This window comes from Pseudonocardia sp. ICBG1142 (genome assembly GCF_020496255.1).
Classification (GTDB): Bacteria; Actinomycetota; Actinomycetes; order Mycobacteriales; family Pseudonocardiaceae; genus Pseudonocardia.
In genome coordinates this window covers 1,810,040-1,835,387 of sequence record NZ_JAHLJC010000030.1, presented here as the reverse complement: position 1 = coordinate 1,835,387, position 25,348 = coordinate 1,810,040, and the positions used below count along the sequence as shown (strand labels likewise).

The following is a 25,348-nucleotide window of genomic DNA, read 5'->3' as shown; positions in this document are numbered from 1 at the left end:
GGGTCAGCCGACCCGGGGGAGTCCCAGGATCCGGCGGCGCAGTGCGTCCCGGCCGCCCTCGGCCGGTGCCGTCCCGTCGACGAAGTCCTGCAGCAGCGCCACGAACCGGGCCGGCTGTTCGGCGTGCGGGAAGTGCCCCGCGCCGTCGAACACCTCCAGGCGGCTGTCGGGCAGCCGGTCGTGCGCGGCGAGGGTGTGGGCCGGCGGGATGACCCGGTCGCGGTTCCCGCCGACGAGCAGCACGGGCACTTCCTCGAGCAGGTGCAGGCGCTGCGCCCCGTCGAGCCGCTGGCCGGACGGCTCCAGCGCGCGCCGCGCGGTCTGGACGAACGCGCCGCGGGTGCCGCGGTCGGCGAAGGTCTCCAGCGCGGTGTGCACACCGTCGATGTCCGAGCGCGGCACCCGGCCGACGCGGTGGGCGAGCCGGTGGGCGGCGCGACGCATCCACGGCGCGGTCAGCGACGCCGCGGACCGCAGCACCAGCTCGGTGCCCGGCAGGCTCGCCGCCCGCAGCGCGAGGGTCAGGTCGTGGCCGAGACCACCGGAGGACACGAGCACGACCCGCTCGGTGAACTCGGGGAACTGGTGCGCGAACTGCATCGCGACGCCGCCGCCGAACGAGTGCCCGACGCTCGTCGCCCGCTCGACGTCGAGTGCGGCCAGCAGGTCCCGCAGCCCGGTCGCGTAGCCGCGGAGGGAGTAGTCACCGCTGCGCGGTGCCTCGCTGGCGCCGTGCCCGAGCAGATCCGGCGCGATCACGTGCAGGCCGCCGCCCAGGGCGTCGAACACCGGGGCCCAGGTGCGCGAGCTGGCGGCGAGACCGTGGACGAGCAGGACCGTCGGGCCCTCTCCGCGACCGGTCTCGCGGTAGCTCACGCGCTGTCCGTGCAGCAGGATCTCGCGCTCCTGAGGGGACTGGTCGTCCACTGGGCACCTCCGTACGTCGACGACTCCATGATCCTCTCCGGGCGGGTCCGCGGCGGTGGGGCCCGCCGGTGTTCCGGAGGCGTCGGCGAGGGGGGCTGTCAGGGGGTGGCGGCGCCGTCGAGGGTGACACCGGCCCGTTCCTGCGACAGGTCCCACATCCGGCGGGCGGCGTCGGCGTCGCGCAGCGGCCGGTACAGCTCCTGCTCGGCGGGCGGCCCACCCACCCGCCCCGGCCCCTTCGGCCCGTACAGCACGGCGTGCCCGGCGTCCGGTGCGGTCGCGGCGAGCAGCGCGGTCAGCCCGGCCGAGTTGGCGGTCCCGATCAGCAGGCCGGCCCGGGACATCGCGCCGAGCACCCGTCGTCCGAAGGTCTGCCGCTCCCGGCCCAGGTCGGGGCGGGCGGCCAGCAGGTTGGTCGGCGCGACGCCCGGGTGGGACAGGTTCGCGGTGATGCCCCAGCCCGCCGCGCGGCTGCGCCGGTCCAGCTCCAGGCCGAACAACCCGAACGCGATCTTCGAATGCCGGTAGGCGGCCATGCCGTCGTAGGAGCGCTCGGAGTCCGGGTCGTCCCACAGGACCGGGCCGCGGGCCGCGGCGACGCTGATCTGGCAGACCACCCGGGCCCGGCCCTCGCGCAGCAGCGGCAGCAGGTGCGCGACGAGCGCGACGTGGCCCAGATGGTTGGTGCCGAACTGCAGCTCGAACCCGTCGGCGGTGGTGCGGCGCTCCGGCGGGGTCATGACGCCGGCGTTGTTGATCAGCAGGTGGACGGGCCGTCCCTCCGCCCGCAGGGTCTCCCCGAGCGCGGCGACCGATGCCAGCGAGGACAGGTCGAGCTCGCGGAGCGAGACGGTCGCGCCGGAGTGCCGGTCCCGGATGCGGTCGGCGGCGGCGGCGCCCTTGGCAGCGTTGCGGACGGGGAGCACGACCTCGGCACCGGCGGCGGCGAGCCGGTCGGCGATGCCGATGCCGATGCCGTCGCTGCCGCCGGTGACGACGGCGCGGCGCCCGGTCAGGTCGGGAAGGGTCAGGTCTGGGGTGCGTGTCATGGGATCAGCCTGTCCGGGGCGCGGCCCGGTAGCCACTGATCGTCGATCCGTGGCTGCGGTGGCGGCCCGCGCGGTAGGAATGGCTGCAGGACACGAGGAGGGGTGCGCATGGTCGACCGGGCCGGGCTGGCGGAGTTCCTGCGGCACCGCCGCTCCGCGCTGCAGCCGGAGGACGTCGGGCTGCCGCGCGGGCGCCGTCGTCGGACCGGAGGGCTGCGCCGGGAGGAGGTCGCGGCGCTGTGCCACATGTCGGCCGACTACGTCGCCCGTCTGGAGCAGGAACGCGGGCCGCACCCGTCGGAGCAGATGCTGGTGGCGATCGCGCAGGGCCTGCACCTGTCCCTCGACGAGCGCGACCACCTCTTCCGGCTCGCCGGGCGGCGCCCGCCCGCGCGGGGCGCCGACAGCGCACACGTCGCCCCGGGTCTGCTGCGGATCCTCGACCGGCTCGCCGACACCCCCGCCGAGATCGTCACCGAGCTGGGCGAGACCCTGCGGCAGACGCCGACGGGCGTCGCGCTGACCGGGGACTCGACCGTCCACACCGGAGCGGCCCGCAGCCTCGGCTACCGATGGTTCACCGACCCCGCCGCCCGGGGGCGCTACGTCGCCGAGGACCACGGGCTCCTGTCGCGCCTGTACGCGTCGGGGCTGCGCGGGATCGTCGGGCTGCGCGGGCCGGGGTCGCGGGCCGCCGCGCTGGCCGAGGACCTGCTGGGGCGCAGCGCCGAGTTCCGCGCACTGTGGGACCGCCACGAGGTGGGTCTGCGACCGCCGGACCCGAAACGGCTCGTCCATCCCGAGCTCGGGGTGCTGGAGCTGAACTGCCAGACCCTGGTCGACCCCGACCAGGCGCACCTGCTGTTCGTCTACACGGCCGTCCCCGGCAGCGAGAGCCACGAGAAGCTGCGGCTGCTGTCGGTCGTCGGCGATCCCCAGGACGCCGCGCCGCGGCCCTGACGGTTCGCACCCGCGAACGCCGGCGGGCTTCCTCCGGGTCCCCGGGCGGTTCCGCCGTACCCGTTCGTCACCTGCGGCGACACCCGTGGCGACAGGAGTCACACGGTAGGGGTGTGATCACGTCCCCCGAACGACGTGATACCGGCAACGGCGGTTGCAGAGGGTTCCCATCTCGGTAGCGTGCGGTCCGTGTCCACTCCGATCAGTCCGCGCAGCCGTCGTCGCGTCCTGCACACCGTCGCGAGGACGGCGACGTCGCTGTTCGTCGTCGGTGCGGTCGCCGCGGCCGGGTGCGTGGGCGTGGCGGGCGGCACGTCCGCGGCGGTCACCCCCGCCGCCTACGCCTCGATCCCCACGGCGGGTCTGTCCGTCGCGGCGACGGTGACGATCGACGGCACGCCGTATCCGAACCCGCTGCGCATGGTCGACGGGACCGGCGTCACCGACGTCGCCCAGTGGGAGGGCACCCGCCGCGCGGAGCTGCTGGCGGCGTTCCGCGAGAACGTCTACGGCCAGCCGCTGCCCAAGCCGACCAAGCAGACCTTCGACGTCCGGACCAGCGACGACGGCGATGTCGTCCTCAAGAAGGTCACGATCGGCATCACCGGCCCGGAGGGCACCGGGTCCTTCACACTGCGGCTGTTCGTGCCGAAGGGGCAGACCCCGCGCGGCACCTTCCTGATGATCGACCACCGGGGCTCGGTCTCCGACGACCCGGGTCAGTCCTCGGACTACGCACCGGTCTCGACGATCACGAAGGCGGGGTACGCCTTCGCCCAGATCGACGCCGACCAGATCGCGCCGGACGACAGCGGCAGCTACCGCAGCAAGATGATCAACCTGTTCTACCCGTCCGGGAGCGACCTGCCCGACGACGCCGGGCGGGCCATCGCCGCCTGGGCCTGGGGTGCGAGCCGGGCGATGGACTACCTGCAGACCGACAAGGACATCGATCCGTCGAAGATCGCGGTCATCGGGCACTCCCGCTCCGGGAAGGCCGCGCTCTGGGCCGGTGCCCAGGACCCGCGATTCGCCGCGGTCATCTCCAACAACTCCGGCTCGACCGGTGCGAAGCTCGCCCGGCGCGGCGACGGGGGAGTGGGCGCCGAGACGGTGTCACGGGTCAACAGCTCCTTCCCGCACTGGTTCCCGCAGACCTACAAGAACTACGGCGACAAGGTCGACGAGCTGCCCGTCGACCAGCACGAGCTGATGGGGCTCGTCGCACCGCGCAAGCTGGTGATCGCGAGCGCCAGCGACGACTCCAACGCCGACCCGGAGGGCGAGTTCCTCGCCTACAAGGCGGCGACCGAGATCTACGCCCTGTACGGCCTCGGCGACAACGGTCTGGGTACGACGGGCTGGGAGCCCGCCACCGACAAGGCCTTCTCCGGCCCGGCGATGAGCTACCACCTGCGCTCCGGCGGGCACGGGCTCAAGGCGGCCGATTGGAACATCTACCTGAAGGGCGATCTGTTCACGCAGGCGTCGCTGCGCTGACCGCGCACGATTGGTACGACCGTACTCGAATGACCGTTTCGGGTGATCTTTCCTGAAACGTATACGTCGAGCGTTTGACGTCCAGCGGAAGGGCGTCGTCGTCCGCGGAGCCGGGGTCGGGCCGGCTCTGATCCCGCGGTCCTGCAGGTGGAGCACGCGCCGGCGGTGTCCGCGGTCGGTTCCGTGAGCGATCGCGTGGGTGATTCCGTGGGTGGTTCCGGCAATTCCCGTCGGCCGTCGTATGCGCGCCGCCGCGGTGTCGACGGGAAGCGGTACAGGGAGGCTTATTCAGGCCCCGTGAAATAACGATCTAGCCCGGCGTGTCGGGTTGGGCGACAGCCCGTCCATCGCGAATATTGGTTTGCCGAATCAATCCGAGATGAACGGGCTGCCGCAGTATGTACTATACCACTGGTTTCCGGCGTGATGAAATTCAGGATCTTGTCGCTATAGTGTATGAGCAGGATCAGCGGGACGCGACGGAGGCACGTTTGTCTTGGCCGCCGGTTCTGGGGTTGTTCTGGTCGGTGGTGATCACGTTGGCGTATCTGCGCGGGAATCGTGTGCAGTGGGAGTTGGCGGAAACCTATGGGGTGTCGCAGTCGACGGTTAGTCGAGCGATCACGGGGGTGACACCGTTGCTGGCACAGGCGCTGCGGAGTGTCGTTCCGACGGCAGAGGAGCTTCGTGCCGATCGGCAGTACATCATCGATGGAACCTTGCTGCCCTGCTGGTCATGGGCCGCGGTGCCGGGTCTGTGGTCGGGCAAGCATCGCACCACCGGCGTCGTCGTTCAGGTCGCAGCCACCCTGGAAGGGCAGCTGTCGTGGATCTCCGACCCGACCCCAGGCTCCCGACACGACCTATATTGCCTCGACCAATCCGGCGCCCTCGACCACCTCGCCACATCCCCCCCGATCGGCGATAAAGGATACATCGGGCGCGGCATGCTCACCCCGTTCAAAAAACCACCCGGCCGGGAACTTCTCGACTGGCAAAAAACATTCAACAAGAGCCTCAACCACACACGCGCCACCATCGAACGAGTCATCGCCCATATCAAAACGTGGAAAGTTCTCCACACAGACTACCGGCGGCCCTACGCCACATTTAAAACGACAATCTCGGCAGTCATCGGACTCATCTTCTACACACTTACCTGACGGAGCCTGAATAAGCCTCAATGCAGGGAATGCGTCCGACCTGCGCCGATGCCTTTTCGAGACTGACCGCTCCGGGCGTGCTGTCGCGATCCGGTCACCGACCGTCGTGCGCAATTCCGTGTTGCTCGGTGCAATGACGGCGGACGCAATAGATTCGTAACCAGAGAACCGGGATGCTGTGGTTACCGTGCGACCCACCACCGAACCGCACCGGCCGCCTGCGCACCACGCAGGGCGCGGCCGTCCCGGACAGACAGGACTCTGATGCGATCACCTCGAGTCGCGGCGCTGCTCGCGCTCTCCCTGACCTCCGCGCTGGTGCTCGGCGCCTGTGGCGGCGGGGGAGGCGGCACCACGGGCGACGCCCAGGGCGCCCCCACGATCTCGGTCTTCGGCACCGAGCCGGAGAACGCGCTGCTGCCGGGCAACACTCGCGAGACCGGCGGTAGCAAGATCCTGGACGCCCTGTGGTCCGGGCTGGTCGACTACAACCAGCAGGGCGAGCCGGAGAACAAGGTCGCCGAGTCGATCGAGTCGACCGACTCGCGGAACTGGACCATCCGGATCAAGGACGGTTGGACCTTCCACGACGGCACGCCCGTCACCGCGAAGAGCTTCGTCGACGCGTGGAACTACGTGGCGCTGAAGACCAACGCCCAGTCCAGCTCGGAGTTCTTCTCCAACATCGCCGGGTTCGACCAGGTCAACCCGGACGAGGGCGAACCCACCGCACAGACGATGTCCGGGCTGCGCGTCGTCGACGAGCGCACCTTCACCGTGGCGCTGTCCGCGCCGTCGCCGATCTTCGTCAACACCCTCGGCGACGTGGCGTTCTACCCGATGCCGGAGTCCTTCTTCGCCGACCCGGCCGCGTTCGAGGCCAACCCGGTCGGCAACGGCCCGTTCCGCTTCGAGTCCCGGGTGCCGGACCAGAACGTGACCGTGACCCGCTACGACGAGTGGGGCGGCGAGCAGCCGGTCGCCGTCGGTGGCGTCGAGTTCCGCTTCTACGCCGACAGCGAGGCCGCCTACCAGGACGTTGTCAGCGGGAACCTGGACTTCCTGGAGGCCATCCCCGGCTCGTTCCTGATCGACAACCTGTACCAGCAGGATCTGGCCGACCGGAACGGCAACCAGCCCTACGCCGGCATCAACACGATGACCTTCCCGATCTACGACCAGCGCTACGCGAACCCGCAGCTGCGGCAGGCGATCTCGATGGCCGTCGACCGCGAGGCGATCATCGCCAACGTCTACAACGGACTCGTGAAGCCGGCCACCGGTTTCATCCCCGAGGGTGTGCCCGGCAAGGTCGACGACCAGTGCGGCGAGCTGTGCACCTTCTCCCCGCAGCGGGCCAAGCAGCAGTTCGACGCGTCCGGCTTCACCGGCCCGATCGAGCTGATCTCCAACGTGGACTCCGCGATCAACCGCGAGTGGATGCAGGCCGCCTGCGTCAGCATCAGCAACACCCTGGGCGTGCCCTGCAACTTCGTCCCGGTCCCGACCTTCTCGGAGTTCCTGGAGCAGCGCCGGGCGGAGAACCTGACCGGCATCTTCCGCTCCGGCTGGGTCGCCTCGACCCCGACCATGGAGTACGTGCTGCGGCCGCAGTACACGACGGGTGCGGCGAACAACAACAGCGGCTACACCAACCCGCGCTTCGACGCGCTGGTCCAGCAGGGCTCGACCGCGGCCACCGCCGAGGAGGCCTACGCGCTGTGGGCCGAGGCCGAGCGCATCCTGATCCAGGACATGCCGGCCGTCGCGATCAACGACCAGTCCGCGCAGTTCGGCTGGTCCCCACGGCTGCAGAACGTCGAGATGACCTACGGCCGTGAGCTCGACCTGGAGACCGTGACCGTCCAGGGCTGATCCCGCCCCACCCCACCACCCGCACCGGCGGCCGGGCGATCCCCGGCCGCCGGCGCACGTACCCGGAGGTGACCCGTGGGGCGCTATGTCCTGCGACGACTCCTGCAACTGGTGCCGGTGTTCCTCGGCACCACGTTCCTCATCTACTTCATGGTCTGGGCGCTGCCCGGCGACCCGCTCGCCGGCAAGTGCGGTGACCAGGCCTGCCCGCCCGCGTTCATCGAGCGCATGCGGGAGGAGTACGGGCTCGACCGGTCGATCGTCGTCCAGTACTTCACCTATCTCGGCAACCTGCTGCGGGGCGACTTCGGCGAGAACTTCCGCGGCCAGGAGGTCGCGACGCTGATCGCGAACGCCTACCCGGTCACGATCAAGCTCGCGATCGTCGCGCTGGTCATCCAGGCGGTCATCGGCCTGACCGCGGGCGTGCTCACCGGGCTGCGGCCCGGCGGTTTCCTCGACAACGTCGTGCTCACCGCGACGCTGTTCCTGGTCGCGGTGCCGGTGTTCGTGACCGGCTACGTGCTGCAGTCCGTCCTCGGGCTGCGGCTGGGCCTGGTCCCGCCGACCGTCCCGGCCGACCCGGGGTTCCTGGACCTGGTCGTGCCCGGCTACGTGCTCGGCAGCCTGTCGCTGGCCTACGTCGCGCGGCTGACCCGGACGTCGATCGCGGAGAACCTGCGCGCCGACTACGTCCGCACCGCGACCGCTAAGGGCCTGAGCCGGCGCCGTGTCGTCGGGGTCCACCTGACCCGCAACTCGGCGATCCCGGTGATCACGTTCCTCGGCGCCGACTTCGGCACGCTCATGGGCGGGGCGATCGTCACCGAGGGCATCTTCAACATCCGCGGCATCGGTGGGCTGATCTTCGGCTCCATCCAGCGGCTCGACGGGGTGGTCGTGACCGGCGTCGTCGTCCTGCTGGTGATCGTCTACCTGCTCGCGAACCTCGTCGTGGACGTCACCTACGCGCTGCTCGACCCGAGGATCCGCCTTGACTGACCCCACCACCGCCACCGCGGACAAGCCCGTCGCCACCGACGGCCGCGCCGAGGTGTCGGCCCGCACCCGCAGCCTCAGCGGCGACGCCTGGCACGACCTGCGCCGACGGCCGCTGTTCCTCGTCGCGGCGGGCCTCATCGCGTTCCTGCTGGTCATGGCCGCGTTCCCGCAGCTGTTCACCTCGGTCGACCCGACCGCGGGCGACCTGTCCCGGGCCCGGCAGGACCCGTCGGCCCAGGCCTGGTTCGGCTACGACCACCTCGGCCGCGACGTCTACGCACGCACCGTCCACGGCACCCGCGTCTCGATCGTCGTCGGGGTGCTGGCGACGACGGCGGTCGTGCTGGTCGGCTCCATCATGGGCCTGATCGCCGGGTTCGCCGGCGGCTGGGTCGACTCGCTGCTCGCCCGCGTCGCCGACGTCTTCTTCGGGGTGCCGTTCGTCCTCGGCGCGATCGTCGTGCTCTCCACCTTCCGCGCGTCGGTCGGGCAGAGCGTGATGGGCATCAGCGGCCTGGTGATCGGCACGATCGGGCTGCTGTCCTGGCCGATCGTCATGCGGATCATGCGGTCCGCCGCGATCGCCGCCCGGAGCCAGGACTACGTCAAGGCCGCCCGCGCGCTCGGCGCGAGCCCGTGGCGGATCATCTGGCGGCACATGCTGCCCAACACCATCGCCCCGGTGATGGTGTACGCGACGATCGCGCTCGGCGCGTTCATCGGGGCGGAGGCCACGCTGTCGTTCCTCGGTGTCGGTCTGCGCGACCCCGTCGTCTCCTGGGGCGTGATGATCAGCGAGGCGCAGAGCTACCTGCGGACCTCGCCGCACCTGCTCCTGTTCCCCGGCGCGTTCCTCGTCGTCACCGTGCTGGCCTTCGTGCTGCTCGGCGACGCCGTGCGCGACGCGTTCGACCCGAAGGGCCGGTCATGACCCCGCTGCTCGAGGTGGAGGACCTGCACGTCGAGTTCAGTACCCGCGACGGCGTCGCCCGGGTGCTGAACGGCGTCGGCTACCAGGTGCGTGCGGGGGAGACCCTCGCCGTCCTGGGGGAGTCCGGCTCCGGTAAGTCGGTCACCGCGAACACGGTGATGGGCATCCTGCCGACCCCGCCCGCGACCGTCACCGCGGGCTCGGTCCGCTACCGCGGCGAGGAGCTGCTCACCGCGACCGAGGAGCGGCGCCGGGAGCTGCGTGGCGAGAACATCGCGATGATCTTCCAGGACGCGTTGTCCGCGCTGAACCCGGTGTTCACCGTCGGGTTCCAGATCGGCGAGCAGCTGCGGACGCGGCGCGGGATGAGCAGGCGCGACGCCCGCACCCGCGCCGTCGAGCTGCTCGACCTGGTCGGCATCCCGGGGGCGAAGCAGCGGATCACGAACTTCCCGCACGAGTTCTCCGGGGGGATGCGCCAGCGCGTCATGATCGCCATGTCGCTGGCGCTCGACCCCGACGTGCTCATCGCCGACGAGCCGACGACCGCGCTCGACGTCACCGTGCAGGCCCAGATCATGGACCTGCTCGCCGAGATCCAGCGCGAACGGGAGATGGCGCTGGTCCTCATCACCCACGACCTGGGTGTCGTCGCGGAGGTCGCCGACCGGATCGCGGTGATGTACGCGGGCCGGATCGTCGAACAGGGCGACGTGCACCAGCTCTTCGCGAATCCGGCCCACCCGTACACCGAGGCGCTGCTCGCGTCGATCCCGCGGCTGGACAGCAAGGGCACCGAGCTGCGGGCGATCACCGGGCTCCCGCCGACGCTCACCGCCATCCCCGACGGCTGCCCGTTCCACCCGCGCTGCCCGCGTGCGGTGGAGAGCTGCCTCGGTACCGACCCGCCGCTGATCCCGCTGCCCGGAGCGCGGGCGTCGGCGTGCCTGTTCGCGGAGGACCTCGTATGAGCGAGCCCGTTCTGGAGGTCACCGACCTCGTCAAGCACTTCCCGGTGAAGGTCGGTGCGGTCGTCAAACGCACCGTCGGCCACGTGCGTGCCGTCGACGGCGTCTCGTTCTCGCTGAACAAGGGCGAGACGCTGGGCATCGTCGGCGAGTCCGGCTGCGGGAAGTCGACCCTGGCCCAGGTGCTGATGCGGCTGGAGCCGCCGACGTCGGGCTCGGTGCGCTTCCACGGCGAGGACATCTTCGCCCGCCGTGGGGCGGAGCTGCGGGCGCTGCGCCGGCAGATGCAGATCGTGCTGCAGGACCCGTACACGTCGCTGAACCCGAGGATGACGGTCGCCGACATCGTCGGGGAGCCGTTCGAGATCCACCCGGAGGTCGCGCCGAAGGGAGAGCGACGGGCGAAGGTGCAGGAGCTGCTCGACGTCGTCGGGCTCAACCCGGACTTCGTCAACCGCTACCCGCACCAGTTCTCCGGCGGGCAGCGTCAGCGCATCGGGATCGCCCGTGCGCTCGCGCTGCGCCCGGAGATCATCGTGTGCGACGAGCCGGTCTCCGCGCTCGACGTGTCCATCCAGGCGCAGGTGATGAACCTGCTCGGGAACCTGCAGCGCGAGTTCGGGCTGTCCTACATCTTCATCGCCCACGACCTGTCCGTCGTGCGGCACCTGTCCGACCGGGTCGGCGTGATGTACCTGGGCAAGATGGTGGAGCTCGGGACCGAGGACGAGATCTACACCCGGGCGTCGCACCCGTACACCCAGGCGCTGCTCTCGGCGGTGCCGGTGCCTGACCCGTCGGTGCGCGCGGGGCGCACGCGGATCCGGTTGACCGGTGACGTCCCGAGCCCGGTGGATCCGCCGAGCGGCTGCCGGTTCCGGACGCGCTGCTGGAAGGCCACCGACATCTGCGCGACCGAGGAGCCGCCGCTGGTGACGCGGCCGGGCGGGCACCACCCGAGCGCCTGCCACCACGCCAGTGAGGAGTACCTGCTGCCGACCTGAGGGTGCCCGTGCCCGGGCCCACCGCGGTCAGTCCGGTCCGCGGTAGGTGTGTCCGGTGGGTGTGGTCGTGAGGACGGTCCCGTCGGGTGTTCGGGCGATGTGCCATCCGGGTTGTTCGCGGATGTGGTTGTGGAACTCGCAGACCCCGCGGCCGTTCTCCAGTTCGGTGTGTCCGCCGTCGGTGTGGCGGTGGATGTGGTCGATGTGGCGGAGGGGTGCGTCGCAGTAGGGCTCGGTGCACCGGTTCCCGGCGCGGGCTTTCACGAGGGTGGCGAGCAGTCCGGTGAAGGTGCGTTGGCGTGAGTCGCCGCCGATGACAAGACCCTGGTCGGTGAGCAGCCGGCGCAGGGACGCGGTGCCGTCGCTGGTGGCGAGCAGGTCGGCCGGGACGGGTCCGAGTCCGGGGATCTCCGCGGGGAGTGGGGAGGTGGGGTCGAGCAGGGCCTGGACGGGGACGGTGACCTGGACTTGCAGGTTGACCGCGGTGGCGGTGGTCTGTCCGGTGAGGCGTTCGACCAATGTGTCGGCGAGTACCTGTCCGCGGCTGCGGGTCAACGGTGCCGGGTCGACCTGGACCTGCACGAAGGCTTTCTGTAGTGCGGCGAGGCAGGCGGCGCCCTGTGCGACGGGGATGTAGGCGGTGAGGTAGCTCATCGCGTCCGGTGCCGGGCGTAGGGTGACCCGGCGTTCGGCCGCGGCGGCGTGGACGCGGGCTCGGAAGCGTTCGGGCGCGATTTCGGCGACCAGGCGGCGGGTCATGGCGCGGAGCCGGCCGATGCCGAGCCGGGTGAGGTCGTGTGTGGCGAGGCGGGTGTCGAGGTGCCTGCGCTGGTGTGGGTCGAGGTCGCGGCGTTCGACGGCGATGGCGGTGACCTTGGCGGCGCTGAGCTCGCCGGCGGTGTGGAGGCCGCGGATGTGGTCGAGTCCGGTGTGCAGGTCGCGGGCGTTGGCGATGCGGGTGCGGGCTTCGGCGGTCGAGACCCGGCAGGCGAGCTGGACCTGGGCGACGACACTGCGGTGGAGCCGCTCGACGTCGGCCCGGGAGCGGTTGGTCTGGTCGTCGGTGAGGTGGTTCTCGACGTGGGCCCGGGCGAACGCCCGGATCCGACTCGCCTGCAGTGCGGCGAGGGAGGCCTGGACGGACTCGATCTGCTGGACCTCGTCGATCAGGTCGGCCTCGGAGAGCAGGGTGGTGTCGTCGCCGATCGCCTGGTCGATCAGGAGCTGGATCAGGGCGAGGTCACCGGAGCGGAACCTGCCGGAGCCCACGCCGGTGGCGTGGGCGGGTGGCTCCTGGGTCGAGGTCACCTCATCGATGCTACTCGAACAGGTGTTCGATCGCTAGTTTCCGTTCGCGATCGCGAACTCCCTACCTGCGGGAGTGGTACCGCAGCGAGCTGTCGCCTCGGTGGCGCCCGGCCGATCCCGTCAGGTGGCAGGAGCTGGGGAGGCCCCGTGCCGGACGAGCGCGTCGCTCAGATCCGTGCGCCGTACCGGCGGGCATCGTCGCGGGAGAGCGTCCGCCCCGCCCCGCACACGGGGCAGCGCATCTCGTAGCGGCTGCGCAGCGGCAGGACCGGGACGAAGAACAGCGTGAACCGGGTCCGCCGGTGCACCGCGGGCTGCGGCCCCGGGTGACCGCAGGTGCCGCAGCCCAGCGCGACCAGGCCCAGTGGGCGCTCCTTGCCCGACAGCCCGAAGATGACCAGCACGTCCCCAGGTTAGGGGCGTGCGAGCTCCCGCAGCGCGGCGAGCGCCCCGGCCTCGACGAGGTCGGCGTTGATCGCGGCCCCCGCGAACGCTCCCGCGGCCGCCGCGGCCCCCACCTGCGCGCTCAGATCGGTGACATTGCCCGCGAGCCACACGCCCTCGACCGTGCTGCGGCCCGTCGGGTCCGCGACGAGGTGCTGCCCCACCCCTCTCGGGTGCTCGACCGGGACCAGGCCCAGCTCGGCGAGGAAGCCGGCGCGGGCCTCCAGCCGGGTCGCCACCGCGACGACCTCGCGCGCCAGCACACCGGACGGCGTGACCAGCCCGGTGATCGCGCCGTCCTCCCGCACCACCTCGCTCACCGGCCCGTCGACGACGGCGATGCCGAGCGCGGCGAAACGTTCCGACTGTTCCGCGGTCGGCTCCACCGTGTGCGACACGTAGACCACGTCCGCGCTGAGCTGCCGGAACAGCAGCGCGTGGTGCGCGGAGCCGGTGGCGGTCCCGAGGACGGCGATCGGGCGGTCACGCACCTCGTAGCCGTGGCAGTACGGGCAGTGGACGACGTCGGCGCCCCACCCCTGCGCGAGTCCCGGAATCTCCGGCAGCACGTCGACCAGCCCGGTGGTGACGAGCAGCCGCCGGGCGTCGAGGGTGGTGTCGTCGGCGAGGGTCACCGTGAAACCGTCGTCGGTGCGCCGGGCGCCGACGACCTCGCCGTCGACGACCGTCCCGCCGTAGCGGCGGACCTCCTCCCGGCCGGTCGCGAGCAGCTCGGCCGGGGCGACGCCGTCGCGGGCGAACAGGCCGTGCGCGGCGGTGGCCGGTGCGTTGCGGGGCAGGCCGGAGTCGACCACGACCACCGACCGCAGGGAGCGGGCGAGCATCATGGCCCCGTTGAGTCCGGCCGGGCCGCCGCCGATCACGACGACGTCGTGGCGCTGTGCTGTGTCCATGTGCCCAGCCTGACGAGTGGCCGGACAGGACGGCAAACATCGTTGCCGAGATAGCAAAGTGCAGAATGGGTGCATGCCCCTGCATGTCCACCACGCCGGTGACCCGGCGGGCCCGCCGGTGCTCGCGGTGCACGGTGTCACCGGCCACGGCCTGCGGTTCGCGCCGCTGTTCGCCGCCCTGCCCACCCTGCGCTGGATCTCCGTCGACCTGCGCGGGCACGGCCGTTCGCCGTGGGTCCCGCCGTGGAACCTCGAGCAGCACGTCGAGGACGTCCTCGAGGTCCTCGACGCCGAGCACGTCGAGCGGGTCGCCGTGGTCGGGCACTCCTTCGGCGGAGCGGTCGCGGCCCGGCTGGCGCGGACCGCACCCGAGCGCGTCACCCGCCTCGCGCTGCTCGACCCGGCGCACGGGCTGGACCCGCAGGACATGCTGGAGTCCGCGGAGGCCGGCCGCGCCGACGAGGGGTTCGCGACCCGTGACGACGCCCGCGCCGCCAAGGCCGCGTCCTGGAGCGGTGTGCCCGCACCGCTCGTCGACGCCGAGGTCGCCGAGCACCTGGAACAGCGCGACGGTGCCTGGCGCTGGCGCTACAGCCGGGCGGCCTTCGTCACCGCCTGGTCGGAGATGGCCCGCCCCGCCGCCGTCCCGCGGGCCGGCCTCCCGACACTGGTCGTGCCAGCCCTGCGGGCCGACTTCGTCACCGACGACTGGCTGGCCGCCTGCCGCAGTGCGCTCGGCGACGACCTCACCGTCGCCCCCGTCGACACCGGACACATGGTCTACCTCGAACGCCCCGACGAGGTCGCGGCGCTGCTGGCGGAGCACCTGCGGTGAGCGACCGCGAGGACGGGCGGCTGCGTGAGCTCGTCCGGATGCGCCGGGTGCGCGACCGCATCGACCGGGAGTACGCCAGCCCGCTGGACGTCACCGAGCTCGCCCGGGCCGAGCACGTCTCGGCGGGGCACCTGTCGCGGGCGTTCCGGGCGGCCTACGGTGAGTCGCCCTACAGCTACCTGATGACCCGGCGCATCGAGCGCGCGATGGCCCTGCTGCGCCGCGGTGACCTCACCGTCACCGAGGTGTGCTTCGCGGTCGGCGGCTCCTCGCTCGGCACGTTCAGCACCCGGTTCACCGAGCTCGTCGGAATGTCGCCGAGCGTGTACCGCGACGCCGTGCGCGACGGGACCGCGGGGCTCCCGGCCTGCGTGGCGAAGCAGGTCACCCGACCGGTCAGGAATCGAGAAGCCACGGTGGCGCCGACCTCCCTAGCGTGAACGCCATGACCGCACCCGCCATCACGATCCACGCCGGCTTCCTCCCGCACACCGACCCGGAGGCGTCGCTGGCCTTCTACCGCGACGCGCTCGGCTTCGAGGTCCGCCTCGACGTCGGCCAGGGCACGATGCGCTGGCTCACCGTCGGCCCGCCCGGGCAGCCCGACGTCTCGCTCGTCCTCGCCCCGCCCGCCGCCGATCCCGGCATCACCGACGAGGAACGCCGCACCGTCACCGAGATGATGGCCAAGGGCACCTACACCGCCGTGCTGCTCGCCAGTAACGACCTGGACGCGGCGTTCGACAGGCTCCAGGCGAGCGGGGCCGAGGTCGTCCAGGAGCCGGTCGACCAGCCGTACGGGGTGCGCGACTGTGCCTTCCGCGACCCCGCGGGCACGATGGTCCGCATCCAGCAGCGGCCCTGAACGGGCCGGACGGGGGATCCACCATGCACGCAGCCGACAGTCACGACCTCATCCGCGTGCACGGTGCGCGCGAGAACAACCTGCGCGACATCTCCGTCGAGCTGCCCAAGCGCCGGCTCACGGTGTTCACCGGGGTGTCCGGCTCGGGCAAGAGCTCCCTGGTGTTCTCGACCATCGCCGCCGAGTCCCAGCGGATGATCAACGAGACCTACAGCGCGTTCGTCCAGGGCTTCATGCCGAACCTGGGCCGCCCCGACGTCGACGTCCTCGACGGCCTCACCACCGCGATCATCGTCGACCAGGAGCGGATGGGCGGCGACGTGCGCTCCACCGTCGGCACCGCCACCGACGTCGGGGCGCTGCTGCGGATCCTGTTCAGCCGCCTCGGCAAGCCCTACGCCGGCCCGGCCAAGGCGTTCTCCTTCAACGTCGCGACGATCAGCGGCTCGGGTGCGGTGACCGTCCGGAAGAACGGCCAGCAGGTCAAACAGCGCCGCGAGTTCGAGATCGTCGGCGGCGCCTGCCCGCGCTGCGAGGGCCGCGGCTCGGTGTCCGACTTCGACCTCACCGCCCTGTTCGACGAGTCGAAGTCGATCGTCGAGGGCGCCCTGACGATCCCGAACTACTCCGTCGACGGCTGGTACGGCCGGATCTTCGCCAACTCCGGCTTCTTCCCCGGCGACAAGCCGATCAGCAGCTTCACCAAGCCCCAGCGCGACGCCCTGCTCTACAAGGAGGCCACCCGGATCAAGGTCGACGGCGTCAACGTCACCTTCGAGGGGCTGATCCCGCGGATCCAGAAGTCGTTCCTGGCCAAGGAACGCGAGGCGATGCAGCCGCACATCAGGGCGTTCGTCGACCGGGCCATCGTGTTCCGCACCTGCCCGGACTGCGACGGCACCCGGCTCTCCGAGCTCGCCCGGTCGTCGAAGATCCGGGGATCTCCATCGCGGATGCCTGCGCCATGCAGATCTCCGACCTCGCCGACTGGGCCGGTGGCCTCGACGAGCCCTCCCTGGCCCCGCTGCTGTCCTCGCTGCGCGCGACCCTGGACTCGTTCGTCGAGATCGGGCTCGGCTACCTGTCGCTGGACCGGCCGTCCGGGTCGCTGTCCGGCGGCGAGGCCCAGCGCACCAAGATGATCAAGCATCTCGGGTCGTCGCTGACCGACGTCACCTACGTCTTCGACGAGCCCACCATCGGGCTGCACCCGCACGACATCGCCCGGATGAACGACCTGCTGCTGCGGCTGCGCGACAAGGGCAACACCGTGCTCGTCGTCGAGCACAAGCCGGAGACGATCGCGATCGCCGACCACGTCGTCGACCTCGGGCCGCGGGCCGGCGCCGACGGCGGCCACGTCGTCTACACCGGCGACCTCGACGGGCTCCGCCGCTCCGGCACGCTCACCGGGCGCCACCTGGAGTACCGGGCGACGCTCAAGCCGACCGTCCGGACCCCGTCGGGGTACCTGGAGATCCGCCGGGCGAACCGGCACAACCTGCGGGACGTCGACGTCGACGTGCCGCTGGGCGTGCTCACCGTCGTCACCGGGGTGGCCGGGTCGGGCAAGAGCTCGCTGATCCACGGGTCGGTCGCCGGGCGCGACGGGGTGGTCGTCGTCGACCAGGGCGCGATCAAGGGATCGCGGCGCAGCAACCCGGCCACCTACACCGGGCTGCTGGAGCCGATCCGCAAGGCGTTCGCGAAGGCCAACGGCGTCAAGCCCGCGCTGTTCAGCGCCAACTCCGAGGGCGCCTGCCCGAACTGCAACGGCGCCGGCGTCGTCTACACCGACCTCGCGATGATGGCCGGGGTCGCCACCACCTGCGACGTCTGCGACGGCCGCCGCTTCGACGCCTCGGTGCTCGGCTACACCTTCGGCGGTCGCGACATCAGCGAGGTCCTCGCCATGCCGGTCGCCGAGGCGGAGAAGTTCTTCGGGGCCGGCGAGGCCCGCACGCCGGCCGCGCACAGGATCCTGGAGCGCCTCGCCGACGTCGGGCTCGGCTACCTCACCCTGGGCCAGCCGCTGACGACGCTGTCCGGCGGGGAGCGCCAGCGGCTCAAGCTGGCGGTGCACCTGGGGGAGTCCGGGGGGACCTTCGTGCTCGACGAGCCGACGACCGGGCTGCACCTGGCCGACGTCGAGCAGCTGCTCGCGCTGCTCGACCGGATCGTCGACGGCGGCCGCTCGGTGATCGTCATCGAGCACCACCAGGCCGTGATGGCACACGCCGACCGGATCATCGACCTGGGCCCCGGCGCCGGGCACGACGGCGGCACCGTGGTGTTCGAGGGGACCCCGGCCGAGCTGGTCGTGGACCGGTCGACGCTGACCGGGGAGCACCTGGCGGCCTACGTCGGCGCCTGAGGACGCCCCGCGGCACGAGGTCCGCGGCGGCCGGCCGGACCGGATCGCGGGCGGGGCCGTCGCTCTCCGGTCACCCTCCGGTGCGGCTCCCGTCCCGCAACGAGTCCCGGATCTCGCGCAGCACCGCGGTCTGCTCCTGCACCGCGGAGATGAGCGCCGCGAGCTGGTCGTCGCCGTGGCGCATCTCCTGGTAGAGCGCGCTCACCGCGTAGGCGGTGGCGGCGGTGTGGCCGTCGGTCGCCTGGGGGTAGTCCTGCGCCTTGTCGGCCGCCTCGAGGCGGTCGAGCGCGTGCTCGATGACGTGCTGCCCGCTCTCGCGGTGGCTGTGCGGTTCCGGCATGTCCGAATCGTACTCATTCCGGGTGACCCGTTCCGGGTGACGTGACTCCGGGTGACGCGGCGCGGGCGACTTCGGTCGCGGTGCGCAGGACCTTCGGCGGGTGCGCCACCGGCGGCCCCCCGGCACGCTGACCGTCGATCCCGGGGGGTCGGGAGACAGGAGTGGACCGGTGGCCGTCCCGTTCGAGCGGAAACCTGCTGGACGGCGCCGGTCCGCCGCCTATGGTCGACGGGTGCCGGTCCGTCCCGCCGTGATCTCCGCCGTGCTGATGGTCGCGGTGCTCGCCGGGGGTCTGACCGTCGTCGGGACGTACGCCGTCGCCGGGGCCCTGCAGTGGTCGCTGCTCGTCGTCGGCGTGCTGATGATCGGCTCGATCGCGGTGCGCTATCGCATGCCGCGGGTGTTCGCGGTGGTGGCCGTGCTCGGGCCGCTGGTGTCGCCGGTCGCCACCTACCTGCCGCTGGTCGGGGTGTTCGTGATCGCGACCCGGCGCCGCGCGGTGGAGACGCTTCCGGTGCTGGCCCTGGCGGTCGGGACGGCCGCGATCACGCTGTACCGCGACGCTCCCGACGGTGCCACGGCGCTCGTGCTGCTCGGCGGGGCCGTCGCGTTCCAGGGGATCTCGGCGACCGCGGGCCTGCTGACCGGGATCCGCCGCGCGATGGTCCACGACCTGCGCGAGCGGCTCGCCCGCGCCGAGGCCGATCGGGCGGTGCGTGAGGAGCAGGCCCGCGCCGACGAGCGTCGCCGGATCGCCGGGGAGATGCACGACCGGCTCGGGCACCGGCTGTCGCTGCTGTCGGTGCACGCAGGGGCGCTGGCGCTGCGTGGGGACCTGCCCGCCAGCACCGTGCGCGAGACCGCGCAGGTGCTGCGCGACACCACGCACCGCGCGATGGAGGACCTCCGCACGATCGTGCAGGTGCTGCACGAGCCCACCGGCGACGTGCCCGACGAGATCGAGGACCTCGGAGCGGTCGAGGAGCTCGTCGCCGAGGCCCGCGCGGTCGGTGCGGACGTCCGTCTCCGGTCGACGGCGCTGCTGACGGTGTGCCCGCCAGGGCGCCCGCTGGCCGGGGTCGTGCACCGGGTGGTCCGCGAGGGCCTGACCAATGCCGCCCGGCACGCGCCAGGGTCCCCTGTGGAGGTCGCCCTCGACGGGCGGCCCGGCCGGGACCTCACCGTCACCGTCACCTCGGGGACGTCTGCGGCGGGGACGACACCCGAGGGTGCCGGGACCGGCCTGGTCGGGCTGCGCGAGCGGGTCGAGACCCTCGCCGGCGGGACGCTGACCCACGGCCCGACGCCGTCGGGCCACCAGCTGCGCGCGGTGCTGCCGTGGCGGGAGGAGACGGAATGACCGCGACCGCGATCCGGGTGCTGCTCGTCGACGACGACCCGCTCGTCCGCTCCGGCCTGCGGGTGATGCTCGACGGGCACGCGCTGCCCGGCGACGGCACCGGACCGGTGCGGCGCATCCAGGTGGTCGGCGACGCCGGTGACGGCGACGAGGTGCCTGCCGCCGTCGCCGCGGGGCGGCCGCACGTGGTGCTGATGGACCTGCGGATGCGTCGCGTCGACGGCGTCGCGGCGACCCGGGAGGTGACGTCGCGGCCCGACGCCCCGACCGTCGTCGTGCTGACCACGTTCGACGCCGACGAGCACGTCGTACGGGCGTTGCGCGCCGGGGCGAGCGGGTTCCTGCTCAAGGACGCCGCGCCCGAGGGGATCGTCGACGCCGTCCGCGCCGCCGCCGACGGCGACGCCGTGCTGTCCCCGGCGATCACCCGGCGGCTGATCGGCATCGTCCGCGGCGGCGGCGCCGGGTCGGTCGACCGCCGGCGCGCCGCCCGGGCCCGGCTCGACCGGCTCGCCGACCGGGAGCGCGACGTCGCCGAGGCCGTCGCCAGGGGTGGCTCCAACGCCGACATCGCCGCCGAGCTGCACATGTCGGTGGCGACGGTGAAGTCCTACGTCTCCCGGTTGCTCCGCGAACGCGGCCTGGACAACCGGGTGCAGATCGCGCTGCTCGTCCGCGACGCGACGGACTGACCCCGCCCGGCCCACTAGCGTGGCCGGGGTGACGACGAGCGAGACGGTCGCCGGGGCGATGGCGGACGCGGCCGCGGCCTGGCTGGACACCCTGGACGACGACCGGCTCGGCCCCGCCCGGGGCGCCGGCCCGACCGGTGACGCGGGGGCCGACGCCGAGCGCCGTCGCTGGTGCTACACCCCCACCGACCACGGTGGACTGCCCCTCGCGGCCCAGACCGCGGTCCAGCAGCAGCGCGCGATGCGGTTGGTCGCGTCGGGGCTGTCCGAGGCCGGCTACGCCACCGTGGCGACGATCATGGGGCTGGAGAACGTCCTGGACCGGGCGCAGGACTGGCCGACCCGCCCGTACCGGGAGCGGTTCCGGGACCCGGCGCTCTACTACCTGCGGGTGTTCGGCGACCCGGGCGGACGCACCTGGGGCTGGCGCTTCGGCGGCCACCACGTGTCGGTGAACGCACTCGTCGTGGACGGGCGGGTGGCCGCGGCCACGCCGTGCTTCCTCGGCGCGAACCCGGCGACGACGCCGCTGCTCGGCGGAGGGGTGGCGCGCCCGCTCGGACCGACCGAGGACCTGGCGCGGGAGATCGTCCGCGGCCTGCCACCCGAGCTCCTGGAGACCGTGGTCTTGCCCGGCGGGGCCCCACCGGACCTGGTGACGGCGAACCGGCCGCTGGTCGCGCCGGGCGACCGGCCGCTGCCGACCTCGGCGATCCGACGGGAGAGCCCACCCGGCCCGGTGGACCCGGTCGAGGGGACCGAGGCCGTCGCGCTGACCGGTGTGCCGCGCGGGCTCCCGGCGAACGCGCTCGACGACCGCGGCCGTGCCCTGCTGCGCCGACTGCTCTCGGCCTACCTCGACCGGGCGCCGGCTGGGGTCTCACCCGCCGCCCGCTACGACGACGACACCGCCCTCGACGAGGTCCACGTGGCCTGGGCGGGCTCGCTGGAGGCGGGGGAGCCGCACTACCACCGGCTGCAGGGGCCGCGGCTGCTGCTGGAGTGGGACAACACCCAGGGCGGCGCGGACCACGCCCACTCGGTGTGGCGGGACCCGGAGAACGACTTCGGCGTGGACCTGCTCGACGACCACCACCGGGCCTTCGCCCACCGGTGAGTCCCCTCACGACGGCCTGCGCCGCGGGGGCCCGGCGGTGAGGATCGGGGCATGTACCCGCCCCCGCCCGACCTCGCCGCGCACGCCAACGTCACCGCCGCCACCTACGACCAGGCGGCCGCCGACCCCGAGGCGTTCTGGTGTGCGCAGGCCCGCCGGCTGGAGTGGGACCGCGTGCCCGAGCAGGGCTACGACGGCAGCAGGTGGCCCGAGGTCACCTGGTTCGCCGACGGCACCCTGAACGTCGCGCGCAACTGCGTCGACCGGCACGTCGAGGCCGGTGCGGGGGACAAGGTCGCGCTGTACTGGGAGGGCGAGCCGGGGGACCGGCGCACCGTCACCTACGCCGACCTGCAGCGCGAGGTCGCCCGCTGTGCGCACGCGCTCACCGCGCTCGGGGTCGGGCGCGGCGACGTGGTCGTCGTGTACCTGCCGGTGCTGGTCGAGACCGTCGTCGTGATGCTCGCCTGCGCCCGGATCGGGGCGGTCCACTCGTTGGTCTTCGGCGGGTTCTCCCCGTCCGCGCTGCGGTTCCGGATCACTGACGGTGCCGCGAAGCTGCTGGTCACCACCGACGGCCAGTACCGCCGCGGGAAGGCCGTCCCGGTCAAGGCCAACGCCGACGAGGCCGCGTCCGGGGTGGACTCGCTGGAGCACGTGCTGGTCATCCGGCGGACCGGCTCGGAGGTCGACTGGACCCCCGGCCGCGACGTGTGGTGGCACGACGTCGTCGACACCGCACCCGAGGTCCACGAGGCGCAGGCGCACCCGGCCGAGAGCCCGCTCATGCTCGTCTACACCTCGGGCACCACTGGCACCCCCAAGGGCCTGCTGCACACCATGGGCGGCTACCTCACCCAGGCGTCCTGGACGGCGTGGGCCTGCTTCGACCACAAGCCCGACGACGTCTACTGGTGCACCGCCGACCTCGCCTGGGTCACCGCGCACACCTACGAGGTCTACGGACCGCTGTCCAACGGTGTCACGCAGGTGATCTACGAGGGCACCCCGGACACCCCCGAGCCGGGCCGGCACTTCGAGATCATCGCCCGGTACGGCGTCACCGTGTACTACACCGCGCCGACCCTGGTCCGGACGTACATGAAGTGGGGTCCGGAGGTGCCCGCGCGCCACGACCTGTCCTCGCTGCGGTTGCTCGGCAGCGTCGGCGAGGCGATCAACCCCGAGGCCTGGCGGTGGTTCCACGAGGTGATCGGCGGCGGCCGCTGCCCGATCGTCGACACCTGGTGGCAGTCCGAGACCGGCGCGGCGATCTGCGCGCCGCTGCCCGGGGTGACGCCGCTGGTGCCGGGCTCGGCGACCCGGCCGCTGCCGGGCCTGTCGGTGCGGGTGGTCGACCGTGACGGGCGCACCTGCGCCCCCGGCGAGGGCGGCATCCTGGTGATCGACCGTCCGTGGCCGTCGATGGCGCGCACGGTCTGGGGCGACCCCGAGCGGTTCCGCGCGTCCTACTTCGCCGACTACGCCGAGCAGGGCTGGTACAAGGCGGGCGACGGCGCGGTGATCGACGAGCACGGCTACGTGACGCTGCAGGGCCGCATCGACGACGTCATGAACGTCTCGGGCCACCGGCTCGGCTCGATCGAGCTGGAGTCCGCGCTGGTGAGCCACCCACGGGTCGCCGAGGCGGGCGTGGTCGGGGCGCCGGACCCGACGACCGGGCAGGCCGTGGTCGCGTTCGTGACCGTCACCGACGGCCCGACCGACGGGCTGACCGAACAGCTGCGGGCGCACGTGGCCCGGGAACTGGGGCCGGTCGCCCGGCCCCGCGAGGTCGTCCTCGTCGCGGAGCTGCCGAAGACCCGGTCGGGCAAGATCATGCGACGGCTGCTGCTCGACGTGACCGCCGGGCGCGAGCCCGGCGACACGACGTCGCTGGTGGACCCGGCCGCCTTCGTGGAGCTGGCGGCCGGGTACCGCCGGACCTGAGTCGGGCCGTGGTCGACGTAGCCGTCCTCCCGGTGGAGTCTGCCCGGAGTCGCTAGCGTCTCGCGGCATGATCGGTGCTGCGGACACCCGCGAGACGGCGACCGCGATGGCCGAGGCCGCGCGTGCCTGGCTCGACACCCTCGACCCGGGCCGGCGGGAGACGGCCGTCGGGCACGCCCCGACCGGTGACGACGACGCCGACGCCGAGCGCCGCCGCTGGTTCTACACCCCCACTGACCACGGTGGACTGACCTTCCACGACCAGCTCCCGCCGCAGCAGCGGGCCGCGATGAAGCTCGTCGGCTCGGGGCTGTCGCGGGCGGCGTACGTGACCGTCGCGACGGTGATGGGGCTGGAGAACGTCCTCGACCGCACCCGCGGCCGCGACCCGCAGATGTACTACCTGCGGGTGTTCGGCGAGCCGGGGGACATCGGGACCTGGGGCTGGCGCTTCGGCGGGCACCACGTGTCGATCAACATGCTGGTCGTCGACGGGGTGGTGGTCGCCTCCACCCCGTGCTTCCTGGGTGCCGACCCGGCGACCTCCGAGCTCCTCGGCGACGCCGTGCTCCGCCCGCTGGGCCGGGTCGAGGACCTGGCCCGCGACCTGGTCCGCGCGCTGCCGGCCGAGCTGCGCGAGCGGGCGGTGCTGCTCGACAAGGCGCCGCCCGACCTCGTCGCGGCCAACCGCACCGACCCGCAGGAGGGTGACAACTGGATCCCGCTGGCGGGGATCTGGCGCACCCGGGCGTTCGCCGACCCCGAGCAGCAGCGTGCGCTCGACGACATGAGCGAGGCCATCGAGGAGCGGGCCGCGTTCACCGACGCGCAGAAGGAGGCCGTCGCGCTGTCGCGCACCCCGGCCGGCGTGCCGGCGTCCGACCTGGACGCCGAGGGCCGCGAGATGCTGCGCGCACTGCTGGGCACCTACCTGGAGCGGGTCGCCGAGCCGCTGCAGCCGATCTCCCGCTACGACGACGCCGCCGCGCTCGACGCCGTGCACCTCGCCTGGGCGGGACCGCTGGAGGACGGCGCCCCGAACTACTACCGCGTCCAGGGACCACGGCTGCTCATCGAGTGGGACAACACCCAGCGCGACGCCAACCACGCCCACTCCGTGTGGCGCGACCCGTCGGCGGACTTCGGGCTCGACGTGCTCGGCGCGCACCGGGCGGCGCACCACCTCGGCCGAGGCGGTCAGTCCCGGTAGGCGGGTGCCCGGCTCGGGCCCTCCCGGTGGTCACGCTCCAGCAGCGGCCGCCACCGCGGCGCGACCAGGGTGGACAACACCACCACGCTGGTGGAGCGGGCCACCAGCGGGGAGCGGCCGAGCGCGAGCAGGGTGTCCTGCAGGTCCTCGTGCGACGACGCCGCGAGCCGGCACATCACGTCCGACGAGCCGGTGGTCGCGTACGCCTCGGTGACCGCGGGCAGCGCCGCGAGCTCGGCGGCGACGTCGCCCAGCTCGCCCTGCGCGATCTCCAGCGTCACGAACGCCTGCACGCCGTACCCGGCAGCCGGGAGGTCGACGTCCGGGCCGTACCCGGTGACGACCCCGGCACGTTCCAGCCGGTCCAGCCGTGCCTGCACCGTCCCGCGGGCGACCCGCAGCGTGCGCGAGAGCTCCAGCACCCCGGCCCGCGGCCGGTCGCGCAGCGCGGCGAGCAGGTCGACGTCGAGGGCGTCCAGGGACAGCACCTGGCGAGCCTATCGTTGGCAAGATGTTGGCAAGCGTTGACAAGCTTGCGCAACGAACGGCACGCTCCCTCC

The 25,348-nt window shown here is 72.5% G+C and carries 23 protein-coding genes and 1 pseudogene; 17 read left to right on the top strand and 7 right to left on the bottom strand.

Annotated features, from left to right (window positions below; all coding sequences use genetic code 11):
- Positions 1-3: 3 nt before the first annotated feature.
- Both KPL59_RS22870 and KPL59_RS22865 read right to left on the bottom strand, forming a co-directional pair.
- Complete coding sequence (locus tag KPL59_RS22870; RefSeq protein WP_226361916.1) at positions 4-927, bottom strand: alpha/beta fold hydrolase; 924 nt, start codon at positions 925-927, stop codon at positions 4-6.
- A 98-nt stretch (positions 928-1,025) separates the two neighbouring features.
- Entirely contained in the window at positions 1,026-1,976 is a 951-nt protein-coding gene (locus KPL59_RS22865) for an SDR family oxidoreductase (protein ID WP_226361915.1), read from the bottom strand.
- A 108-nt stretch (positions 1,977-2,084) separates the two neighbouring features.
- On the opposite strand from KPL59_RS22865, the gene KPL59_RS22860 reads away from it, so the two are divergent.
- From KPL59_RS22860 to KPL59_RS22825, 8 genes are all read left to right on the top strand, one after another.
- Complete coding sequence (locus tag KPL59_RS22860; RefSeq protein ID WP_226353312.1) at positions 2,085-2,936, top strand: helix-turn-helix transcriptional regulator; 852 nt, start codon at positions 2,085-2,087, stop codon at positions 2,934-2,936.
- Between the two features lie 189 nt (positions 2,937-3,125).
- Entirely contained in the window at positions 3,126-4,436 is a 1,311-nt protein-coding gene (locus tag KPL59_RS22855) for a dienelactone hydrolase family protein (protein ID WP_226361914.1), read from the top strand.
- Between the two features lie 398 nt (positions 4,437-4,834).
- Positions 4,835-5,599 (top strand): transposase, encoded by a 765-nt coding sequence (locus KPL59_RS22850; protein ID WP_226361913.1) that lies wholly within the window; start codon positions 4,835-4,837, stop codon positions 5,597-5,599.
- A gap of 264 nt (positions 5,600-5,863) precedes the next feature.
- A complete protein-coding gene (locus KPL59_RS22845) occupies positions 5,864-7,474 on the top strand; it encodes an ABC transporter substrate-binding protein (protein WP_226361912.1) in 1,611 nt (536 codons plus the stop codon).
- Between the two features lie 75 nt (positions 7,475-7,549).
- Positions 7,550-8,476 carry an ABC transporter permease gene (locus KPL59_RS22840; protein WP_043281097.1) on the top strand — a complete coding sequence of 309 codons (927 nt, stop codon included), beginning with the start codon at positions 7,550-7,552 and terminating at the stop codon, positions 8,474-8,476.
- A complete protein-coding gene (locus KPL59_RS22835) occupies positions 8,469-9,407 on the top strand; it encodes an ABC transporter permease (RefSeq protein WP_226361911.1) in 939 nt (312 codons plus the stop codon). The genes KPL59_RS22840 and KPL59_RS22835 overlap by 8 nt, the downstream gene beginning before the upstream one ends.
- Entirely contained in the window at positions 9,404-10,378 is a 975-nt protein-coding gene (locus KPL59_RS22830) for an ABC transporter ATP-binding protein (RefSeq protein WP_226352624.1), read from the top strand. Before KPL59_RS22835 ends, KPL59_RS22830 begins: the two co-directional genes overlap by 4 nt.
- Positions 10,375-11,379, top strand: a complete 1,005-nt coding sequence (locus KPL59_RS22825; RefSeq protein ID WP_226352625.1) for an ABC transporter ATP-binding protein — start codon at positions 10,375-10,377, stop codon at positions 11,377-11,379. Before KPL59_RS22830 ends, KPL59_RS22825 begins: the two co-directional genes overlap by 4 nt.
- Before the next feature lie 27 nt (positions 11,380-11,406).
- Here KPL59_RS22825 and KPL59_RS22820 read toward each other — a convergent pair whose 3' ends face one another.
- The 3 genes from KPL59_RS22820 to KPL59_RS22810 all read right to left on the bottom strand — a co-directional run bounded on the left by KPL59_RS22820 (position 11,407) and on the right by KPL59_RS22810 (position 14,045).
- Positions 11,407-12,687 carry an HNH endonuclease signature motif containing protein gene (locus tag KPL59_RS22820; protein ID WP_226361910.1) on the bottom strand — a complete coding sequence of 427 codons (1,281 nt, stop codon included), beginning with the start codon at positions 12,685-12,687 and terminating at the stop codon, positions 11,407-11,409.
- Positions 12,688-12,854: 167 nt separating this feature from the next.
- Entirely contained in the window at positions 12,855-13,091 is a 237-nt protein-coding gene (locus tag KPL59_RS22815) for a zinc ribbon domain-containing protein (RefSeq protein ID WP_226352628.1), read from the bottom strand.
- Positions 13,092-13,100: 9 nt separating this feature from the next.
- Positions 13,101-14,045, bottom strand: a complete 945-nt coding sequence (locus KPL59_RS22810; RefSeq protein ID WP_226361909.1) for an NAD(P)/FAD-dependent oxidoreductase — start codon at positions 14,043-14,045, stop codon at positions 13,101-13,103.
- Between the two features lie 73 nt (positions 14,046-14,118).
- On the opposite strand from KPL59_RS22810, the gene KPL59_RS22805 reads away from it, so the two are divergent.
- From KPL59_RS22805 to KPL59_RS22790, 4 genes and pseudogenes are all read left to right on the top strand, one after another.
- Positions 14,119-14,880 (top strand): alpha/beta fold hydrolase, encoded by a 762-nt coding sequence (locus KPL59_RS22805; RefSeq protein WP_226361908.1) that lies wholly within the window; start codon positions 14,119-14,121, stop codon positions 14,878-14,880.
- 38 nt (positions 14,881-14,918) lie between these two features.
- Positions 14,919-15,320: a helix-turn-helix transcriptional regulator gene (locus KPL59_RS22800; RefSeq protein WP_226352646.1), complete on the top strand. Its 402-nt coding sequence runs from the start codon at positions 14,919-14,921 to the stop codon at positions 15,318-15,320.
- A gap of 5 nt (positions 15,321-15,325) precedes the next feature.
- Positions 15,326-15,745, top strand: a complete 420-nt coding sequence (locus KPL59_RS22795) for a VOC family protein (protein WP_043280718.1) — start codon at positions 15,326-15,328, stop codon at positions 15,743-15,745.
- Between the two features lie 23 nt (positions 15,746-15,768).
- Positions 15,769-18,119: pseudogene (locus tag KPL59_RS22790) on the top strand (ATP-binding cassette domain-containing protein).
- A 70-nt stretch (positions 18,120-18,189) separates the two neighbouring features.
- Here KPL59_RS22790 and KPL59_RS22785 read toward each other — a convergent pair.
- Positions 18,190-18,459, bottom strand: coding sequence for a hypothetical protein (locus KPL59_RS22785; protein WP_226361907.1), 270 nt, complete (start codon positions 18,457-18,459; stop codon positions 18,190-18,192).
- A 232-nt stretch (positions 18,460-18,691) separates the two neighbouring features.
- Between KPL59_RS22785 and KPL59_RS37115 the strand changes: the two genes are divergently transcribed.
- The 5 genes from KPL59_RS37115 to KPL59_RS22760 all read left to right on the top strand — a co-directional run bounded on the left by KPL59_RS37115 (position 18,692) and on the right by KPL59_RS22760 (position 24,788).
- Complete coding sequence (locus KPL59_RS37115) at positions 18,692-19,819, top strand: histidine kinase (RefSeq protein ID WP_226361906.1); 1,128 nt, start codon at positions 18,692-18,694, stop codon at positions 19,817-19,819.
- Positions 19,816-20,511, top strand: a complete 696-nt coding sequence (locus KPL59_RS22775) for a response regulator transcription factor (RefSeq protein ID WP_226361905.1) — start codon at positions 19,816-19,818, stop codon at positions 20,509-20,511. The genes KPL59_RS37115 and KPL59_RS22775 overlap by 4 nt, the downstream gene beginning before the upstream one ends.
- Before the next feature lie 28 nt (positions 20,512-20,539).
- Positions 20,540-21,628 (top strand): DUF3500 domain-containing protein, encoded by a 1,089-nt coding sequence (locus KPL59_RS22770; protein WP_226361904.1) that lies wholly within the window; start codon positions 20,540-20,542, stop codon positions 21,626-21,628.
- A 51-nt stretch (positions 21,629-21,679) separates the two neighbouring features.
- Positions 21,680-23,578, top strand: coding sequence for an acetate--CoA ligase (acs, locus tag KPL59_RS22765; protein WP_226361903.1), 1,899 nt, complete (start codon positions 21,680-21,682; stop codon positions 23,576-23,578).
- A 67-nt stretch (positions 23,579-23,645) separates the two neighbouring features.
- Positions 23,646-24,788, top strand: coding sequence for a DUF3500 domain-containing protein (locus KPL59_RS22760; RefSeq protein ID WP_226361902.1), 1,143 nt, complete (start codon positions 23,646-23,648; stop codon positions 24,786-24,788).
- On the opposite strand, the gene KPL59_RS22755 is transcribed toward KPL59_RS22760, so the two are convergent.
- The gene (locus KPL59_RS22755; protein WP_174525508.1) at positions 24,776-25,276 is read right to left on the bottom strand and encodes an Lrp/AsnC family transcriptional regulator; all 501 of its coding nucleotides are present in this window, start codon (positions 25,274-25,276) and stop codon (positions 24,776-24,778) included. The genes KPL59_RS22760 and KPL59_RS22755 overlap by 13 nt on opposite strands.
- Positions 25,277-25,348 lie beyond the last annotated feature (72 nt).

Coding starts and splice junctions, on each gene's coding strand:
- acs (WP_226361903.1), top strand. CDS start 21,680: ATGTACCCGCCCCCGCCCGACCTCGCCGCGCACGCCAACGTCACCGCC.
- KPL59_RS22830 (WP_226352624.1), top strand. CDS start 9,404: ATGACCCCGCTGCTCGAGGTGGAGGACCTGCACGTCGAGTTCAGTACC.
- KPL59_RS22795 (WP_043280718.1), top strand. CDS start 15,326: ATGACCGCACCCGCCATCACGATCCACGCCGGCTTCCTCCCGCACACC.
- KPL59_RS22800 (WP_226352646.1), top strand. CDS start 14,919: ATGCGCCGGGTGCGCGACCGCATCGACCGGGAGTACGCCAGCCCGCTG.
- KPL59_RS22785 (WP_226361907.1), bottom strand. CDS start 18,459: ATGCCGGAACCGCACAGCCACCGCGAGAGCGGGCAGCACGTCATCGAG.
- KPL59_RS22760 (WP_226361902.1), top strand. CDS start 23,646: ATGATCGGTGCTGCGGACACCCGCGAGACGGCGACCGCGATGGCCGAG.
- KPL59_RS22845 (WP_226361912.1), top strand. CDS start 5,864: ATGCGATCACCTCGAGTCGCGGCGCTGCTCGCGCTCTCCCTGACCTCC.
- KPL59_RS22850 (WP_226361913.1), top strand. CDS start 4,835: ATGTACTATACCACTGGTTTCCGGCGTGATGAAATTCAGGATCTTGTC.
- KPL59_RS22825 (WP_226352625.1), top strand. CDS start 10,375: ATGAGCGAGCCCGTTCTGGAGGTCACCGACCTCGTCAAGCACTTCCCG.
- KPL59_RS22805 (WP_226361908.1), top strand. CDS start 14,119: ATGCCCCTGCATGTCCACCACGCCGGTGACCCGGCGGGCCCGCCGGTG.
- KPL59_RS22860 (WP_226353312.1), top strand. CDS start 2,085: ATGGTCGACCGGGCCGGGCTGGCGGAGTTCCTGCGGCACCGCCGCTCC.
- KPL59_RS22810 (WP_226361909.1), bottom strand. CDS start 14,045: ATGGACACAGCACAGCGCCACGACGTCGTCGTGATCGGCGGCGGCCCG.
- KPL59_RS22775 (WP_226361905.1), top strand. CDS start 19,816: ATGACCGCGACCGCGATCCGGGTGCTGCTCGTCGACGACGACCCGCTC.
- KPL59_RS22865 (WP_226361915.1), bottom strand. CDS start 1,976: ATGACACGCACCCCAGACCTGACCCTTCCCGACCTGACCGGGCGCCGC.